An 18,545-nucleotide genomic window follows, 5' to 3' on the forward strand; every position below is an offset into this window, starting at 1 on the left:
TTGAGAAAGATATGTAAAGTGAATAAAGTAAAAACCTCCAACACCTATAACCCGTTCTGGAGATTAATTTGGATAATCTTTGTGTTTTAAAGATTGATGGAGTTGTTCAAAATTTTATATAGTTGTGGATAATAAGAAAGAGGCTCGAATTTCGATTTGAAATTGAGCCTCTTTCTTATTATCCAGCTACATTTTCAGTAAACTGACTATTGTAAAGATCTGCGTAGAAACCATTTACCTCTAAAAGTTCTGAATGTGTTCCTTGCTCAATCACCTTTCCTTGATCCATAACAAGAATCAAATCTGCATCCTTAATCGTTGAGAGACGATGGGCAATTACAAAGCTAGTACGTCCTTCCATCAGTCGCTTCATCGCCTTTTGGATAAAGACTTCGGTCCTAGTGTCCACACTTGACGTCGCTTCATCCAATATCATGATTGGTGGATCTGCAAGGACAGCTCGTGCGATTGTCAAAAGCTGCTTTTGACCTTGTGAGATGTTCGAGGCTTCTTCGTTTAAGACTGTCTCATAACCATCTGGTAGTGTTCGAATGAAATGATCGGCATGTGCCGTACGAGCAGCTGCGAAAATTTCTTCATCTGTTGCTCCATTTTTTCCATAAGCGATATTGTCTTTAATCGTACCATTAAAGAGCCAGGTGTCTTGAAGCACCATCCCAAAGTTCTTTCGAAGGTCATTCCGAGACATATTCCGTGTATCTAGACCATCAATCTTAATCTTTCCGCCATTGAGTTCATAAAATCTCATCAAGAGATTTATCATTGTCGTTTTTCCAGCACCAGTCGGTCCAACAATTGCGACCGTCTGTCCAGACAAGACATCAATGTTCATATCTTTAATTAACAAGTCTTCACCGTATCCAAAATCTACATGTTCAAAAGTTACATCGCCATTTGCTCTCATTATACTAGCTGTCGTTTTTTCTTTCATTTCCTCTTCTTCATCGAGTAGCTCAAAGACACGCTCAGCTGCAGCAACCGTCGACTGAATAATGTTTGCAATGTTAGCTGTTTGTGTGATCGGCTGGGTGAACTGCTTTGAATATGTGATAAATGCTTGAATATCACCAATTGAGATCGAACGTTGCGTTACCAATATCCCGCCGACAACGCTGATAAGGACATAACTCAAATTTCCGATAAAGAACATCATAGGCATGATGATACCAGATATAAACTGTGCTTTCCTTCCCGCTTTATACAATTCTTCATTAACCAAAACAAACTGTGCGCTTGCCTTTTTTTCATGTCCGAATGCTTTAACGACTTGATGGCCAGTATACATTTCTTCAATGTGCCCATTTAATTGTCCGAGTGTGCGCTGTTGATCGGCAAAATGTTTTTGGGATCTTTTTAAAATGGGCCGGATTGCAAATATTGACAAAGGTAAGCTGACAATCGAGATTAATGTCAATAACGGGCTAATCGAAAGCATCATAATGATAATCCCCAAAATTGTTACAATTGATGTGATGAACTGCGTTAAGCTTTGTTGAAGGGTGCTCCCGATTGTATCAATGTCATTTGTCATTCGGCTTAGTGTTTCTCCGTTAGGACGTCCTTCAAAATATTTGAGAGGAAGTTTCTCAAGCTTTTTATTAACATCATCTCGAAGATCATATACTGTATCTTGTGCAACACTAGACATAATGTATTGTTGTACATAGTTGAAAAGACTGCTTAAGACATACAGTCCAGCAAGTAGTAGAAGAATCTGGCCAATTTTATCAAAGTTAATAGTTGCTCCTGGTACTCCTTGGAATTTCCCATAAGCTCCTTCGAATAATTCTGTAATCGCCGTTCCCATGATTTTGGGCCCTACAATCATAAAAATTGTACTCATGATTGCAGCGAAGAACACGGCAATTAATTTGTTGCGTCGGGGTTTTAAATAAGCCAAGAGACGTCTTAGTGTTCCTTTAAAATCTTTTGCTTTTTGACCCATCATCATCATGTTACCGCCACCAGGGCCATGCCCCATTTGCCCGCCGCTTTGAGGTTTTTTTTGATTACTCATGCAATTTCCTCCTCTGAGAGCTGTGATAAGGCGATTTCACGGTATACGTCGTTTGTACTAAGCAATTCTTGGTGTGTACCCATGCCTACAATGTGTCCTTCATCTAACACGATGATTCGGTCAGCGTCTACAACCGTACTAACACGCTGTGCAACAAGTAATACCGTCGCATTTTTTGTTTCATCTTTCAGGGCTGCACGAAGGTTGGCATCTGTCTTGAAATCAAGTGCAGAAAAGCTATCATCGAATATATAAATATCTGGTTTTCGAATGAGTGCTCTTGCAATCGAGAGTCGTTGTTTTTGTCCACCTGATAGGTTTGAGCCGCCTTGTTCGATTTCTGCATAATAGCCGTCTTTCATTTTGCTTATAAAATCTTCTGCTTGCGCAATGCGAGCCGCATGCTCAATTTCCTCCTGTGTGGCGGTTTGTTTTCCAAAGCGAATGTTGTCAGCAATTGTACCCGTAAAAAGGATGGCTTTTTGTGGCACGAAGCCAATTTTTGAACGAATTTCATCTTGTGATGCCATTCGAATATCAACACCATTAACGCGAATAGATCCACTTGAAATATCATAAAAGCGAGGGATCAAATTGACGAGCGTTGATTTTCCTGAACCTGTTCCACCGATGATTGCGGTGATCTCACCAGGTCTTGCAGAAAAACTAATATCCGATAATGCAGGTTCTTCTGCTCCTGGGTAACTGAACGATACATGTTCAAATTCAAGTGTACCGTGTTCACGATCTGCCTTATCTGTTCCCTCATCTAGGAATGAAGGTTTCATGTCAAGGACTTCGTTTATCCGAGTTGCCGACACAGCCGCACGAGGAACCATAACGAACATCATGGATGCCATAACAAGTGCGAACATAATTTGCATTACATATTGGATAAAGGCCATTAAGTCCCCAATCTGCATACCGCCATTATTAATTCGAACTCCACCAAACCAAATGATACCAACAACCGTCAAGTTCATGACAAGCATCATTATAGGCATCATAAACGCCATAACTTTATTTACTTTAATCGAGACATCTGTCAATTCTTTATTAGCTTTCTTAAGGCGTTCCTTCTCTTGGGGTTCACGATTAAAGGCACGAATGACGCGAATCCCAGTTAAATTTTCTCGTAATACAAGGTTCAACCGGTCTAATCGTTTTTGCACCGTTTGAAAAAGAGGCACACCTTTATATAGAATAAGCAGGATTGAACTAATCAACACAGGCATTGCGACGACAATAACAAGGGATAATTTGGCATCCTTCGAAACGGCCATAATCACTCCACCGACTAGCATAATAGGTGCACTGATAACCATACGAAGCATCATAATAACCACTTGCTGGACTTGTGTTATATCATTGGTCGTCCGTGTAATTAGTGACGCGGTACCGACTTCGTCAAATTCTTGTAACGAAAATTTTTCAACATGATTAAAGACTTTCAGGCGGACATCGCGTCCCATTCCCATTGCTGCTTTTGACGAATAGTAGCTTGCGATAATAGAAGCACAAGCGCCAAGAGCTGAAACTAACAACATCAAACCACCAATTTTCCAAATGTAGGAGGTGTCTCCAGGAACGACACCTTTGTCAATAATATCGGCCATTAGTGTAGGCAAAAAGAGGTCCGACATTGATTGAACAAAGACTAGACCGAAAACTGCTAAAATAATCCACTTATAAACGGATAAATTTTTCAGTATTTTTATCATTTTGTACACTCTCCTTGTTCTGTTGCTTGTGTTTCTAAATAGTTTGTAATTTGAAGATGCGTTTCAAGTAACTCTTCAAACTGTTCTTCGGTAAGCAATTCAATGACCGTTTGAAAGATTTGGTGAATACTGCCATCATGCATATGAATCGTTTTTAACAAATTTTTCCCTTTTTCGGTGATGGACAACTGGATTTCACGCCGGTTGCCCTCCACATGCTCACGATGGAGCATGCCAGCTCGAACGAGAGCATCTACCGCTTGGCTCAGTGTGCTTTTTGGAAGAAATGTTTTCTCCCCTACGTTTTTTTGAGTCATATCCTCGTGAAGAATAATGGCCATCAAAATAGAATATTGGGGAACTGTTAATCCATTTTCTACTGCTGTTTTTTGAACGAAACGCATGATATTTTTCTGCACGTTCCAAAATGAACGTAATAGTTGTACTGAACGCATTAATTCTTGATTTTCACTCTCCACTCAACATCACCATTCTTCCTACTTTGAACTGTTCCATAACGAACAGTTCATTTTATGAATTATATAAATTTACATCTATTTTTCCGCTTAGTCAAGCAAAAAACAATTGCATTATTTCAGTGTGTATCTTGCCCTTAGTGCTAACCTAAAAAGCAAGTTTTAAACTTCAGTCAAGTACTAAACTTATTCAACAAAGAAGGTAAGGGATTTATCTATGCGGCTCGATTATTCGGTTAGGGGATATGGACAACTAATTCAATAATTGAGTTCTGGAATACAAACTAAAAAAATTGATAAATAAGGAAATCTTCGAATTTGATAGAGCTTGGGTGCTTTATTGTTTTACAATATTAAATTGCGTACTAGAGTGATTTTTTTATAGTATATAGAGTTCTCTTTTGACTAAAATCCATTTGCTACCCTAGAAAGCGTTATGAAAGTGGAAGGAAGAATAGTGATAAAGCAGTGCTCTTAACGATGCCTTGTGGGTTGTTTGATTTGCTCTTAATTCAAAAAGACAAGAAAATAATCTGATTACCAAAGTGGAATTAGTTGAAAATGTGTGATAGAAAGTGTTAGGATAATATTACTAAAGTTAGTACCAGGTAATAATACTAGATGATAACGTAAATGAGAATGTAATGGTGTTAAATAGAAAGCATGTATTACATAATAGGAACTTTTCATCCCTGGTGGATACATAACCAAAATTAATTTTGTCGCGACAGTCAAAATCAGTTAAAGAGAAAGTATTGTGTTTCAGGTTACAGCGCTCCGTTTTGTATTTAAGGGTGCGAGTATGAGGATTAACATTCGGTTTTAAAAGAAAAATGTACTAATTATTAGGAGGGATGATGACGTATGGTTGAAAACCGTCATCTACAGGCAGGTCTCAGTGATGAAAAAGTGCTTGAGATGTATAAAGTGATGTTATTAGCAAGACGTATAGATGAGCGGATGTGGTTGTTAAACCGATCAGGGAAAATTCCATTTGTTGTTTCTTGTCAAGGACAAGAAGCCGCTCAAGTAGGGGCTGCGTTTGCATTAAATCGTGAAAAGGATTATGTTCTTCCCTATTATCGGGATCTTGGAGTAGTGCTTGCGTTTGGGATGACCGCTAAAGATTTAATGTTATCCAGTTTTGCAAAAGCAGAAGATCCGAATTCAGGGGGGCGTCAAATGCCTGGCCATTTCGGGCAAAAAAAGAATCGCATCGTGACGGGTTCATCGCCTGTTACAACTCAAGTACCACATGCGGTTGGAATTGCACTAGCTGCAAAAATGGAAGGGAAAGATATCGTTTCATTTGTTACTTTTGGAGAAGGTTCATCTAATCAAGGTGACTTCCATGAAGGAGCAAATTTTGCTGGCGTTCATAAACTCCCGGTTATCTTGATGTGCGAGAATAATCAATATGCCATTTCCGTTCCAATTGAAAAACAGTTAGCGTGTAAAAAAGTATCGGATCGGGCCATTGGTTATGGAATGCCAGGTGTAACGGTTGACGGAAATGATCCGATTGAAGTATACCAGGTGGTAAAAGAAGCCGCCGAAAGAGGCAGACGAGGCGATGGGCCAAGTTTAATAGAAACGGTTTCATATAGGTTAACACCCCACTCAAGCGATGATGATGACAGTATGTATCGCTCACCTGATGAAGTGGCAGAAGCAAAAAAAATAGATTCGATTATTACATTTGGTGCCTATTTAAAAGCAACAGGGGTCCTAGATGATCAACTTGAGAAACAAATTAATGACGAGATAATGGACGTTGTGAACGAAGCGACTGATTATGCAGAAAACGCCCCATATGCAAACGAAGAAACGCTCTCGAAATACGTTTATGCAGATAAGTAAGGAGGAAAGAAGATGGCTGTAATTTCTTATATAGATGCAGTGATAATGGCTATACGCGAAGAAATGGAACGCGATTCGCGTGTATTTGTACTAGGTGAGGATGTAGGGAAAAAAGGCGGCGTTTTTAAAGCAACAACTGGTTTATATGAACAATTCGGAGAACAACGGGTTATTGATACTCCGCTTGCTGAATCGGCTATAGCAGGTGTTGGCATTGGTGCAGCTATGTATGGAATGAGGCCGATTGCAGAAATGCAATTTGCTGATTTTATCATGCCTGCAATCAACCAAATTATTTCAGAGGCTGCAAAAATTCGTTATCGCTCTAATAATGACTGGCAATGTCCAATAGTCATTAGAGCTCCATACGGCGGCGGAGTCCATGGGGCGCTATATCATTCACAATCCGTAGAAGCTATTTTTGCCAATCAACCAGGGCTAAAAATTGTCATGCCATCCACGCCATATGACGTGAAAGGGTTATTGAAAGCAGCTATTCGCGATGAAGATCCAGTTCTTTTCTTTGAACATAAACGTGCTTATCGCCTAATTAAAGAAGAAGTACCGACTGATGATTATGTATTACCTATTGGTAAAGCAGATGTAAAGCGTTATGGTGAGGACGTTACCGTAATTACTTACGGTCTTTGTGTTCATTTTGCGCTTCAGGCAGCTGAAAAATTGGCCAGTGATGGGATATCTGTTTATATTCTTGATTTACGAACCATTTATCCATTAGATCAAGAAGCCATTATTGAAGCAGCATGCAAAACTGGAAAAGTTCTATTAATTACAGAAGATAATAAAGAAGGAAGCATTATTAGTGAAGTGTCAGCCATTATTGCAGAAAACTGTCTTTTTGATCTGGATGCACCGATAATGAGACTCGCCGGTCCGGATGTTCCAGCCATGCCATATTCTCCACCATTGGAAAAATCCTTTATGGTGAATCCTGAAAAAGTAGAAAAAGCTCTACGGGATCTTGCAGCCTATTAAATTATCGGCAGGGAGGGTATGGAAATTGAAAATACAACAAATGAAAATGCCTCAGCTAGGGGAAAGTGTTACGGAAGGAACAATCAGCAAGTGGCTCGTTAGGCCTGGAGACCATGTGAATAAATATGATTCAATTGCGGAAGTGATGACTGATAAAGTCACAGCGGAAATCCCTTCGTCTTTTACCGGAAAGATTATAGAAATTTTTGCAAAAGAAAATGAGACAATGGTAGTTGGCGAAGTGATTTGTGCGATTGAAGTGGAAAATGTCAGTGAAAAGAAGGATGACAGTGACCAACAATTAGTCGAAAGCGTGAAAACGATTGAAACAACAACTAGCTCTATTCACCTTAAAACAAGATATTCACCAGCCGTATTAAAAATTTCACAGGAAAATGGCATTGATTTAACTAAAGTCAAAGGATCGGGAAGAGACGGAAGAATCACCCGGAAAGATTTAGTGAAGCTTCTTGAAAAAGGAGTGGATAAATCTGAAGAAAGTCATGAATTGGCACCAACTGTTATTGCTTCAAAACAGGATCCTGCTGAAAAATCGATTTCTTCCATTGAGACATCAGTCCAATCAGTTGGCGATATAGAGATTCCTATTACAGGAATCAGAAAAACAATTGCAGCCAATATGGTGAAAAGTAAACATGAAGTCCCGCACGCTTGGATGATGGTCGAAGTCGATGCAACAAACCTTGTTAAGAATCGCGATTCATTAAAAGCTGAATTCAAGCAAAAAGAAGGCTATAATTTAACATACTTTGCATTTTTCATCAAAGCCGTATCACAAGCTCTAACCGAATATCCGGAGATGAACTCTATGTGGGCTGGTGATAAAATCATTCAAAAAAAGGATATTAATATATCAATTGCTGTAGCTGCGAGTAATGCTCTTTTTGTTCCAGTGATTAAACATGCGGACGAAAAATCAATTAAGGGACTAGCCAGGGAGGTTCATGAACTCGCTCAAAAAACGCGAACAGGAAAGTTGAAACCAGAAGATATGCAGAACGGGACATTTACGGTTAATAACACGGGGGCATTCGGATCTATTCAGTCGATGGGAATTATTAACCATCCACAGGCAGCCATCCTTCAAGTTGAGTCTATCGTCAAACGTCCAGTAATCATTGATGATATGATCGCGGTAAGGAATATGGTGAATTTATGTTTGTCGATTGACCATCGGGTACTTGATGGTTTAGTATGCGGTAAATTTTTAGCTAGAATAAAAGAAATTATTGAAACTGCCTTTCAGGAAGGTGCCTCCATTTATTGAGAAAAATATACCTTACATATAAGGCGTGTTTAATTAACTGGAGGTAAATGTATGCGGACTGAAGCTGACATGATTGAATTAATATTAAAAATTGCAGAAAAAGATGATCGAGTCCGTGCTGTGGGAATGAATGGTTCACGAACGAATACGAAAGTTCCAAAAGATGTGTTTCAGGATTATGATATCGTTTATATTGTGACCGAAATGGAATCTTTCATACGAGACCATAAATGGATTGATGTTTTTGGTGAACGAATCATTATGCAAAAACCTGAAGAAATGTCATTATTTCCACCAGAATTAGGAGGGCGTTTCTCTTATTTAATGCAGTTTACAGACGGAAACCGTATTGACTTATTATTAGTTTCTTTCGATGAAAAAGATGTTTATTGCAAAGAGGATAAACTTACGATTATTTTAATGGACAAGGATAATTGCCTTCCTTCAATTCCTGATCCGACCGATGTAGATTATTGGATTAAAAAACCTTCTACCGAATTCTTTGATGATTGTTGCAATGAATTTTGGTGGGTATCAACTTATGTAGCAAAGGGTTTATGGAGAAAGGAAATTCTATATGCACAAGAGCATCTTAACAATGTCAGATCAATGCTCATTCAAATGCTAGAATGGCAGGTAGGTATTGAAACGAACTTTTCAGTAAGCGTTGGTAAACACGGCAAATATTTGGAGGGTTTTTTGACAGAAAAGAGTTGGCAGAAGCTTCTTTCCACTTATGCAAATGGAAGTTATGATGGTGTTTGGAGAGCATTATTTTCAATGTGTGATCTTTTTGATAGTACAGCGATGTATGTTGGAAAACATTTGAATTATGAATATCCTTATGAAAATGAAAAGAGTGTTATTACATACCTAAAACATATCCAAAACTTATCGCCAAATGCTACTGACATTTTTTAAGCTTCTTTAGCAAACATGTAAGTACAAATGAATTGGGGAATATAGGATGTATTTCTAAACAAGTGAAGTATAAGGTAATTGGAAGCGGATTTTTCCGATACTAGCGACATCTCCAATTACCTGTTCCCCCAAAACTGAACCTTCATGAAACTAGCCTCCTATTAATTCAAATTAAGCAACTTCTTAATTTATCCCATATACAATCACTCATCATTTATAGCCCAGCCTCGGATAAGCAGGCATTACTAAGGACTTCTCAGAAGAAAAGACGCCTTTTCCTGTCAGTAATACAACTAGATCAGTATGAAACGTATGCATCAATTAGTTGTGTGGACAGCATTGGAAACAGAAGGATTAGGAGCAACATTACAGCATTATAATCCTATAATTGATGATGAAGTGAAAAATGAATGGAACATCCAAGTAACTGGGAACTAATTGCTCAAATGCCATTTGGTAATCCAACAGCTCCAGTGGGAGAAAAAGAATTTCACCACTTAAGATCATGTTAAATTTTATAAATAAAATGGATTAGGAAGAAATAACTTTTAGTAGCTACATTACGTATTAGCGAAAAGTTATATATCTAAGAAGTTCATAACCCCCGAATGGCAGCGACACTAAAAAAGTCTTCTATTCGGTTTTTCTATGCCAATAGATAGAGAACTGTTAATAAATGGATTTTTATAATGATGAGTAACAGCGAGTAAAAAGATTGGGTTCAAGTAAGGTCATATTAACAAAGTTGCATAATTGCAATCATAATCCATATTTGTTGACAGAGTATGATATCCATGATAAATTATCTTTAAATAAAGATATATTAATTCGAGATAATTGAATGGAGATAAAACTCTAACACAATATCACTTGAATAGACAATCGATCTTAAAGGAAAAATGTAGTAACCGATTACGAATGATTGAATCAACAAAAAGCAGCAGTACCCAATAATCCAAATTGTCGATTTTAATAGGAGGAATATAAATGAATGAATTAAAAGGAATCCATCACGTAACAGCCATTACAAGTAGTGCAGAAAAGAATTATGAATTTTTCACTTATATATTAGGAATGCGTTTAGTCAAAAAAACGGTTAACCAAGATGATATTCAAACATATCACCTATTTTTTGCAGATGATGTTGGTGGTCCAGGTACAGATATGACTTTCTTCGACTTCCCTGGTATTCCAAAAGGAGTACATGGCACTAATGAAATTTCAAAAACATCTTTCCGTGTACCAAATGATGAGGCATTAGAGTATTGGGTTAAACGTTTTGATCGTTTAGAGGTTAAAAATACCGGAATTCAAGAACAATTTGGTAAAAAAATCATTTCATTTGTTGATTTTGATGACCAGCAATATCAATTGATTTCAGATGAAAACAATGAAGGCGTTGCTGCGGGTATACCATGGCAAAAAGGACCTATTCCTTTAGAATATGCTATTACAGGATTAGGCCCGATTTTTATACGGATTGCCAACTTTGATTATTTTAAAGAAATGTTGGAAAAAGTTTTATTATTTAAAGAAATAGGTAAAGAAGGATCATTTCATTTATTTGAAGTTGGAGAAGGTGGGAATGGTGCTCAAGTAATTGTAGAGCATAATGCGATTCTTCCTCAAGCACGGCAAGGTTTTGGTACTGTTCACCATACTGCATTCCGTGTTGAAGACCGTTCTGTTTTAGAAGAATGGATTAAAAGAATGGAAAGCTTCCAATTTCAAACGTCTGGTTATGTAGACCGTCACTTTTTTGAGTCACTTTACGTAAGAGTGGCACCGCAAATTTTATTCGAATTTGCAACAGATGGCCCTGGCTTTATGGGAGATGAGCCATACGAAGCGCTAGGAGAAAAATTATCTTTACCGCCTTTCTTAGAACCAAAACGTGAACAAATCGAAAAATTAGTTCGTCCAATTGATACAGTAAGAAGTACAAAGGAATTCATTAAAGAATAATTGATGTGAATTACATCTTTAAACGAATTATATGCTGGTTTGTTCCTAATACTAAAACAGGTAGAAATAATATGAAAAGAATGATTCAAGATACATTTAAAAAATAGTTCAGGAGGAATGAGTTATGACTAAAGATTTTTATACAGCTATTAAAGAAAGACGTTCTATTTATGGAATAAATAATGAGGTAAAAGTATCAGATGAAAAGATTAAAGAGATTGTTGAATTTGCTGTAAAACATACCCCATCGGCATTTAATTCTCAATCTTCCCGTCTTGTTGTGTTAACTGGTGAAGCACATAATAAATTATGGGATATTACGACTGAAACATTAAGAAAAGCGGTTGGAGGGGGAGATTTTACAGGTACTCAACAAAAAATGGATTCCTTTAAATCTGGATACGGAACAATATTATTCTTGGAAGATGAATCTGTTGTGAAATCGCTTCAAGAACAATTTGCAACTTATGCTGATAACTTCCCAATCTGGTCACAACACACCTCAGGTATGCATCAACTGGTTGTTTGGACTGCACTGGAAGCAGAAGGATTAGGAGCAACTTTGCAGCATTATAATCCACTAATTGATGATGAAGTGAAAAAAGAATGGAGTATACCAAATAATTGGAAACTGATTGCGCAAATGCCATTTGGTAATCCAACTGCTCCAGCGGGAGAAAAAGAATTCCAACCACTTGAAGACCGTATTAAATTTTACAAATAAAGTGGACTAGGAAGAAAAACTTTGTTGAGAGCCAATTCTAAATTGGCTCTTTCTTTGTTTGTACTCATTTTGCACATGCTTTTTCAGAATCACAAATGTAAATGTTATCCTGAAAATGATATTTCAAAATGTAAAGCTGCATTTTAAGTTAGTTTATAGGTAATAGTTCTGTTTGTTATTCAATTCTTTAAAAATGAGACCTATTCCTTGGTCTAGCTTTTGTATATTTGTATTGGACACATTTAATTTTAATATTTTTTCTTGGTGAAAGCCGTCTATATAATTTTGACCTATCGTCTCTACAAGTACTTGTTGATTCTGTAAGTTTTTTATGAGGTGAGCACTATTTAATCGATGAGGTAGCACGATATGAGAATTCATACATATGGATGCTGGGCGATAAAAGCCTAGGGTAGAGTGCTTTTCTAGAGCATCATATAGCAAGTTTGCACGCATTAAATAGGACAGACGTACTTTGTTTCTATGACGTTCAAACATGCCGCTTTTTATGTAGATTTCCAAGGCTGCTTGTGAAATCATTGAACTATCAATATCGGCTGTTCTTTTATAAAGTTGGAAGCTGTCTGCTAATGATTTAGGCAATACAGCGACACCTATGCGTAATCCTGGAAACATTATTTTAGAGAAACTTTTTAAATAAATGACCATGTGATGAGTATCCTCGGAAAAAATAGGGTCTACCTTCAAATTTTCTTCGAAATCTGCTAAATAATCATCTTCTACAATATAAACACCATACTTTACAGCAAGTTTTAGTATCTCTTCTCTGTCCTTTTTAGAGTAAGAAGTCCCTAACGGATTATGAAAACGAGGCATCGAATAAAAAAATTTAATATCCTGACTTCTAAATATCCTCTCTAATTCCCCTAAATCAATACCTTCTGCTGTTCTTTGGATTCCTAGCACGGAAATCTTGTACGCTTTCAATTGTTCCACAAATAGATGATAGCTGGGCTGTTCCACAAGTATATGGGTACGTTCATTTGGAAAGGGGATGAACGTTAATAAGGAAAGTGCTTGTTGCACGCCAGAAGTAATGAAAATCTGTTCTTCTTTTGCGAATACCTGATATTGCTCTAATTGTTTTTGTATTACTTTAATTAAAGAGGGAAGTCCTTTTGGAGTGCCATAGATAAACAATTCTTGCTGATAGGTATCGATAGCTTTGTTGATACAATGTTGAAAGTCATGATACGGAAATTGATGCCAAGCAGGAGCGGAGGTAACAAAATCGATTTCCGAAGTTGGTTCACTTTTAGCATCAAATTCTTTTTGCACGACATAATATCCACTTTTAGGAACCGCGTAGATTAAATGCCTCTTTTCCAATTCTTGCAGGGCTTTCAAGACTGTACTTTTACTACATTGATGTTTATCGCTTAATTGACGAATAGATGGGAGTTTAAAGCCCGCTTTGAGCTGTCCATTCTGGATGAGAGATTCAAATTCATTAAACAAAGCTACGTATTTTAGCATGAATACCTCCTATTAACTGTACCGTTACAGATGCTTCTTATTTGTATTGTATCGTAGTGGAACTTTTAATACGATACTAACAACCGGCCGGGTGATGAAAAGGAGGATTTACACACATGTCAGAACAAAAAAAAGCCTATTTTGCGGCGATAGTATATGCCATTATTATTGGATTTTCATTTATCTTTACAAAAATATCATTAATAGAAGCGAGTCCGCTAGATACTTTAGCACATCGATTTACGATGGCTTTTTTGATCGCTATAATTTTAAAGCTGTTGTATAGGAGGACTTCAGTGAAGATGAGGGCAAAGGATACTTTGAAAATTCTTCCGTTGGTGTTCCTTTATCCAATTTTATTCTTTACATTTCAAGTGTTTGGTCTCGTTTATACCTCATCTTCAGAAGCGGGTATTATCCAAGCGACCATACCAATTTTTACGTTATTATCAGCTTCATTATTTTTGAAAGAATATGCTGGTAAAGGTCAAAAATTTTTTCTTTATTTATCTGTGATGGGGGTTATCTTTATCTTTGTCATGAACGACTTGCAACTTGAGGCTCATAGTTTAAAAGGAACGATACTGATCTTATTATCCTCGATTGCTGCCGCTTTCTATAATGTGGTAGCAAGGACATTAACAAAGCAATATTCACTATTTACGTTAACTTATGTGATGACGTTCGTTGGTTTTGTTGCTTTTAATAGTATGGCCATCATCAACCATATAATTAACCAATCAATTATTAGCTTTTTTTTACCCTTAACAAGTAGTTCATTTCTCATTTCAATCGTATATCTTGGTGCATTATCGTCACTGCTTACTGGGTTTTTATCAAACTATGCATTATCTATATTACCTGCCTCTAAAATGAGCGTTTTTAGTAATTTAGCAACACTGATTACGATCATAGCTGGGGTGATTTTCTTACATGAATCCATTCACTATTATCACGTTGTAGGTGCGATGATTATTCTTGTTGGTGTAATTGGCACAAACTATTTTGGTAGTAATCGGTCAAAGCATATTAGTAAGACTATTGCCGATCCTTTGATGAAAAAGAGGAGTAAAGTGAATGAATAAATATGTTTTATTACTCTTGATTAGTTGTATATGGGGATCTCAATTCTTCTTTATTGCATTAGTTATAGATGATGTTGGGGTTATTACTTTGTCAGCCATCAAAGCATGTATTGGTGGTATCTGTTTACTCTTCATTGGCTTTTTTTTATCGAAAGAAGAGCGAAGAGTAAATAAGAGTTATTATAAATGGTATATAATCATTGCGGTTTTCGAGGTTGTACTCCCATTTGCATTCATTGCACAAGGCCAGAAAACGGTGCCTAGCAGTGTCGCAGCGATGTTGATTGGAATGGTTCCTGTTTTTACTATCCTCTTTTTAATAGCATTTTTCAAAAGAAAAAGCACAATGCCGGAGATTACAAGTATCCTATTCGGATTTGCAGGTATTGTCTTTCTTTCCTGGCCAACACACGGTTTTCAAGATCTTTTCAACAGCATTCAGGGTAATATCCTATTGATATTAGCAGCTATGAGTTTTGGATTATCATTGATTATCCTGGAGAAATTAAACGAGGGATCTTCCGTTATTCATATGAGAAATGTATTACTTATTGCCAGTGCAATGCTCATCCCAATGTCCCTTGTGTTTGAGCAATCTTTCGAATTGGATTTAGAACGATCTCAAACTATTTACTTAGTCATTTTAGGCATTTTCCACGCTGGTGTTGTTTATGCATTATTTAATAGGCTGATTCGGCAAGAAGGCGCGTTATTTACGTCATTTAGTAATTATATAGTGCCAGTCATAGGAATGATTTTAGGCTTTTTCTTTTTACATGAAGTATTGTCTATTCAACAGTTGATTGGAATGGGTGTTATTATGATGTCATTAGTTTTATCAGACGAAAAAATAATAACCATGTTGATAAGAAAGTAGTTTTTTATATTATTTGAGCTCTGGTCCGTTATCTTTATACTTATAAACAAAGTAATTTTAGAATTCGTATATTTAACGAAACCAAATTGAGAAAAGGGGAGCAGGTTTAATATATCTTTGTATGATCATTTTTTGATCCGCAAATGATTTATATAGTAGAAGAAGCATCTGCTGAGGTTAATGCAGATGCTTCTTCTACTAAAAGGGGTAACTGATTTATTAGCGCTAACCAGTAATAAATCCTTATATTTTTTTATTTATTCTACATTATATAGTGATGTGTTTTTCTCCATCTTCATAATAATAAAACCACTCCAGGCAAAAATTAGGGATGCTAGATAAAAAATACTGCCAATCGTTAAAAAGTCAACTAAATATCCGGTTGCAATCACCGCAGCTGCAGCACCGATGGATGTCCAGACATGGTAGTTTCCAATTTCCTCACCCGCTGTTGTCTTCGTAACATATCTTGCAAGTACCGTTTTTTCAGTGTTTTTTTGTACAGCTCCAAGGAGCCCCATTATGATCTGCAGGAGATAGACATGCCAAATTTCATATGCGAGAGGAAAGGCAAGAAGGATTAGTGCCATTCCCCATGAATAGAAAAGGAGAAATGCTTTGTCACCGGCTTTGTCAGTGAATTTTCCGATTAAAGGATAGCTTAGTGCTGCAGTCAGTGAGAATATTCCATATGCCCATCCGAATTGCGAATAACTGGTGCCTACATTTTTGATTAGCAAAATATAAAAAGGGAAAATCATGCTGGCAGCCATTCCAACAATGCCTTGGTAAAAAACAAAACGTTTATAATTCATGGATGATACTCCTTATAGAAAAGATTCATGAAGCGATTATCAGGATCATATTTCTTCTTTAATCGAAAGAATTCATCGGTACGCGGATACGCTTCAAATAATTGTGTCTTTGTTGGATACCCATAATAGGGCAAATAGTAGCTGCCGTTATGGTCAAGCGTCACATTAATCATGTTACGGATGACCCTTCCCGTATTTTCCTTACTTTCGTTATCTGTACCTTGATTGATGAGCATTACAAGAGCGAACATATCATCCTTGGCATAGGACATGAGTGATTCATCATTATGTTCCACATAACGAATGGTAATATTTAATAAATTAAACTCTTTTTCATCAGATAAGGTTTTTCTTAAATCATCGATATAATCAGCAAATTGATCAATCGGAACGAAATATTCTTGCAGAACTTCAGTTTTGGAGGGGTGGCTGTAATCCATAAAAGCAGAGTCAGACCGCATCACATTATTTCTGGAAATCAAGTTACCATCAATATTGGCCATGTAGGTTTCTTGAGTTTCCCAAAACCTTTTTTTACCCCAGTCATTATAACGGGAGAGGCCAAGAAAGAATTTAGGCACGGCAATGATCGTTTCTCGTTTGAGAGTATTGTAGTTAGTTAGCTGTGTTTGGTCATTTGCCCTATAATAATCCGTTACATACATTTCATCCAAATAGGAGTCAGGAGCAACCGATATTCTTGCCAGATGCATTTTAACATCATCGTTTTGAAGAACATCTCTTTTAAAGTACGACGTATATTCATCATAATGGAGTGATTTAGTTTTAATTTTATAAAGTTCGTCATCGGTAAGTTGGAGTGTCACGTCGAGTATTACTCCAAACAAACCATACCCGCCAATAACCGAATAGAAGAGCTCCGAATTTTCTTTGCGGCTCACTGTTAAGATTTGTCCTTTTGCGTTTAGCAATCTAAAAGACTCCACAGTTTCTATCAAGGCATGATGCCGAATATCGCGGCCGTGGACATTAACGCTCAAAGAACCGCCTATGGTAAAAATGTTTTGAGATTGACTGACCTTCAGTGCAAGTCCATATGGGTTGATATATTCCTGGAGAACAGCCCAGGTTGCTCCGCTTTGGACCGTGATGCGTTTTTCTTTTACATCCAAATCAAGTATTTTATCATATTGTTTCATATCTAGCAGAATACCGTTTGGATATAATGTCTGTCCTCCTTGGCTATGCTGCATTCCGGCAATGGAAATATGATCATCGTTTTTTCCGGCTTCTAAAACGACCTTTTTGATTGCTTCTTCACTATCTTCTGCCTTTATCGCTTTCATATTAACTGGCATCAGCCGGCTGATATCTTCTGCAATAGGGTGGTCAAGCTTGAAATTAAAAGCCTGCAGTGATAATCCAAATAAGATTGCATATAGGATGATAAAGAAAAATCGTTTCATAATATCTGGCTTTCGACTCCTCGTTTAAAATGTCTGACACAAGTGAAATAATGAAAATGTATGAACTTTATAGATTAATGGAGTTACCCTGACCATTCAGTAAGATTGGGGTTAATATTGAATTAAATGTCAGATTTTTTGAATATGAATCTTTTGATTTATGTATTAGTTCTTTTCAGCCCATAAATGATTGTTTCGGTTAGCGGTATGGATAGTGATTCCAAGCTTTGTTCTGAGTTGTTTAATCCCCAATGATAGATGATTCCCATCAGGCTTTGGGTGATAAGTTGTGAAATTTCGTTAACTGATTGGCCAGTGCCAATGTCGTTTTGTTCTTTCGCTTCTTCAATTAATGAACGAATAATTTGGACGAGTGAGCGATTTGAATTTAAAAAGTAAGTATGTTCTTTTGAATCTAAAGCGGAACTGTATATCACTTTCATTAAATCTTTGCCCATTTCTTCTTCCAGAAAACGCATCAATTTGCGTATGAAAATAAACAATTTCTCGGTAGGGTCCATATCGACTGGGAACGAACAGAAGACTTCGCGATAGTAATCATCGACTTCTGTGAATCTCACTAAAAAGATGTCCGATTTCGCTGAGAAGTGTTGATAAAATGACCCTTTTGATGTGCCGCTTTTTTTCACGATTTCGTCAACGGTAACTTTATCATAACCTTTTTCGCTAAATAGCTTTAAAGATATTTTTAAAATTTTTTCACGAGTCTTTTCTCCCCTAAGCTGTTTCTTTCTGGGTTCAATCATAAAAAACCTCCAAATGTTAATTGACAGAATATTCCTATATAGTTTAATATCAGACTACAGTCTAGTTAAAAGGTTAGTGGTCTATTTA

General features: G+C 36.9%; 15 protein-coding genes and 1 pseudogene. 9 read left to right on the forward strand and 7 right to left on the reverse strand.

Annotated features, from left to right (window positions below; translation table 11 throughout):
- Positions 1 to 178: 178 nt before the first annotated feature.
- From NST21_RS12095 to NST21_RS12105, 3 genes are read right to left on the reverse strand one after another with little or no spacing between them, the layout of a single operon-like run.
- Entirely contained in the window at positions 179 to 2,038 is a 1,860-nt protein-coding gene (locus tag NST21_RS12095) for an ABC transporter ATP-binding protein (RefSeq protein ID WP_340889320.1), read from the reverse strand.
- Positions 2,035 to 3,759: an ABC transporter ATP-binding protein gene (locus NST21_RS12100; protein WP_340889322.1), complete on the reverse strand. Its 1,725-nt coding sequence runs from the start codon at positions 3,757 to 3,759 to the stop codon at positions 2,035 to 2,037. Before NST21_RS12100 ends, NST21_RS12095 begins: the two co-directional genes overlap by 4 nt.
- Positions 3,756 to 4,238, reverse strand: coding sequence for a MarR family winged helix-turn-helix transcriptional regulator (locus tag NST21_RS12105; RefSeq protein WP_328115327.1), 483 nt, complete (start codon positions 4,236 to 4,238; stop codon positions 3,756 to 3,758). Before NST21_RS12105 ends, NST21_RS12100 begins: the two co-directional genes overlap by 4 nt.
- Positions 4,239 to 5,099: 861 nt before the next feature.
- Between NST21_RS12105 and NST21_RS12110 the strand changes: the two genes are divergently transcribed.
- The 7 genes and pseudogenes from NST21_RS12110 (at position 5,100) to NST21_RS12140 (ending at position 11,989) form a co-directional block, all read left to right on the forward strand.
- Entirely contained in the window at positions 5,100 to 6,095 is a 996-nt protein-coding gene (locus NST21_RS12110) for a thiamine pyrophosphate-dependent dehydrogenase E1 component subunit alpha (RefSeq protein WP_098174708.1), read from the forward strand.
- Positions 6,096 to 6,107: 12 nt separating this feature from the next.
- Complete coding sequence (locus NST21_RS12115; protein ID WP_056520993.1) at positions 6,108 to 7,091, forward strand: alpha-ketoacid dehydrogenase subunit beta; 984 nt, start codon at positions 6,108 to 6,110, stop codon at positions 7,089 to 7,091.
- A 40-nt stretch (positions 7,092 to 7,131) separates the two neighbouring features.
- Positions 7,132 to 8,379 (forward strand): dihydrolipoamide acetyltransferase family protein, encoded by a 1,248-nt coding sequence (locus NST21_RS12120; protein ID WP_445670594.1) that lies wholly within the window; start codon positions 7,132 to 7,134, stop codon positions 8,377 to 8,379.
- Between the two features lie 51 nt (positions 8,380 to 8,430).
- Complete coding sequence (locus NST21_RS12125) at positions 8,431 to 9,300, forward strand: aminoglycoside 6-adenylyltransferase (protein WP_340889326.1); 870 nt, start codon at positions 8,431 to 8,433, stop codon at positions 9,298 to 9,300.
- A gap of 312 nt (positions 9,301 to 9,612) precedes the next feature.
- Positions 9,613 to 9,825: pseudogene (locus NST21_RS12130) on the forward strand (nitroreductase family protein); the annotation flags it as partial.
- Positions 9,826 to 10,287: 462 nt separating this feature from the next.
- On the forward strand, positions 10,288 to 11,265 hold the full coding sequence (locus tag NST21_RS12135) for a ring-cleaving dioxygenase (protein WP_328115333.1): 978 nt from the start codon (positions 10,288 to 10,290) through the stop codon (positions 11,263 to 11,265).
- A gap of 124 nt (positions 11,266 to 11,389) precedes the next feature.
- Positions 11,390 to 11,989, forward strand: coding sequence for a nitroreductase family protein (locus tag NST21_RS12140; protein ID WP_056520999.1), 600 nt, complete (start codon positions 11,390 to 11,392; stop codon positions 11,987 to 11,989).
- A 153-nt stretch (positions 11,990 to 12,142) separates the two neighbouring features.
- Here NST21_RS12140 and NST21_RS12145 read toward each other — a convergent pair whose 3' ends face one another.
- Positions 12,143 to 13,486 (reverse strand): aminotransferase-like domain-containing protein, encoded by a 1,344-nt coding sequence (locus tag NST21_RS12145; protein WP_340889328.1) that lies wholly within the window; start codon positions 13,484 to 13,486, stop codon positions 12,143 to 12,145.
- Positions 13,487 to 13,602: 116 nt separating this feature from the next.
- On the opposite strand from NST21_RS12145, the gene NST21_RS12150 reads away from it, so the two are divergent.
- Positions 13,603 to 14,571, forward strand: a complete 969-nt coding sequence (locus NST21_RS12150; RefSeq protein WP_252431969.1) for a DMT family transporter — start codon at positions 13,603 to 13,605, stop codon at positions 14,569 to 14,571.
- The gene (locus NST21_RS12155) at positions 14,564 to 15,448 is read left to right on the forward strand and encodes a DMT family transporter (protein WP_252431970.1); all 885 of its coding nucleotides are present in this window, start codon (positions 14,564 to 14,566) and stop codon (positions 15,446 to 15,448) included. Before NST21_RS12150 ends, NST21_RS12155 begins: the two co-directional genes overlap by 8 nt.
- A 257-nt stretch (positions 15,449 to 15,705) precedes the next feature.
- Here the strand turns inward: NST21_RS12155 and NST21_RS12160 are convergent, their stop codons facing one another.
- The 3 genes from NST21_RS12160 to NST21_RS12170 form a co-directional block, all read right to left on the reverse strand.
- Complete coding sequence (locus tag NST21_RS12160; protein ID WP_340889331.1) at positions 15,706 to 16,263, reverse strand: MFS transporter; 558 nt, start codon at positions 16,261 to 16,263, stop codon at positions 15,706 to 15,708.
- The gene (locus tag NST21_RS12165; protein WP_340889332.1) at positions 16,260 to 17,690 is read right to left on the reverse strand and encodes an FAD-binding oxidoreductase; all 1,431 of its coding nucleotides are present in this window, start codon (positions 17,688 to 17,690) and stop codon (positions 16,260 to 16,262) included. Before NST21_RS12165 ends, NST21_RS12160 begins: the two co-directional genes overlap by 4 nt.
- A 158-nt stretch (positions 17,691 to 17,848) precedes the next feature.
- Entirely contained in the window at positions 17,849 to 18,457 is a 609-nt protein-coding gene (locus NST21_RS12170; protein WP_340889333.1) for a TetR/AcrR family transcriptional regulator, read from the reverse strand.
- Positions 18,458 to 18,545 lie beyond the last annotated feature (88 nt).

Source organism: Peribacillus sp. FSL K6-1552, assembly GCF_038005205.1.
Lineage (GTDB): Bacteria > Bacillota > Bacilli > Bacillales > DSM-1321 > Peribacillus > Peribacillus butanolivorans.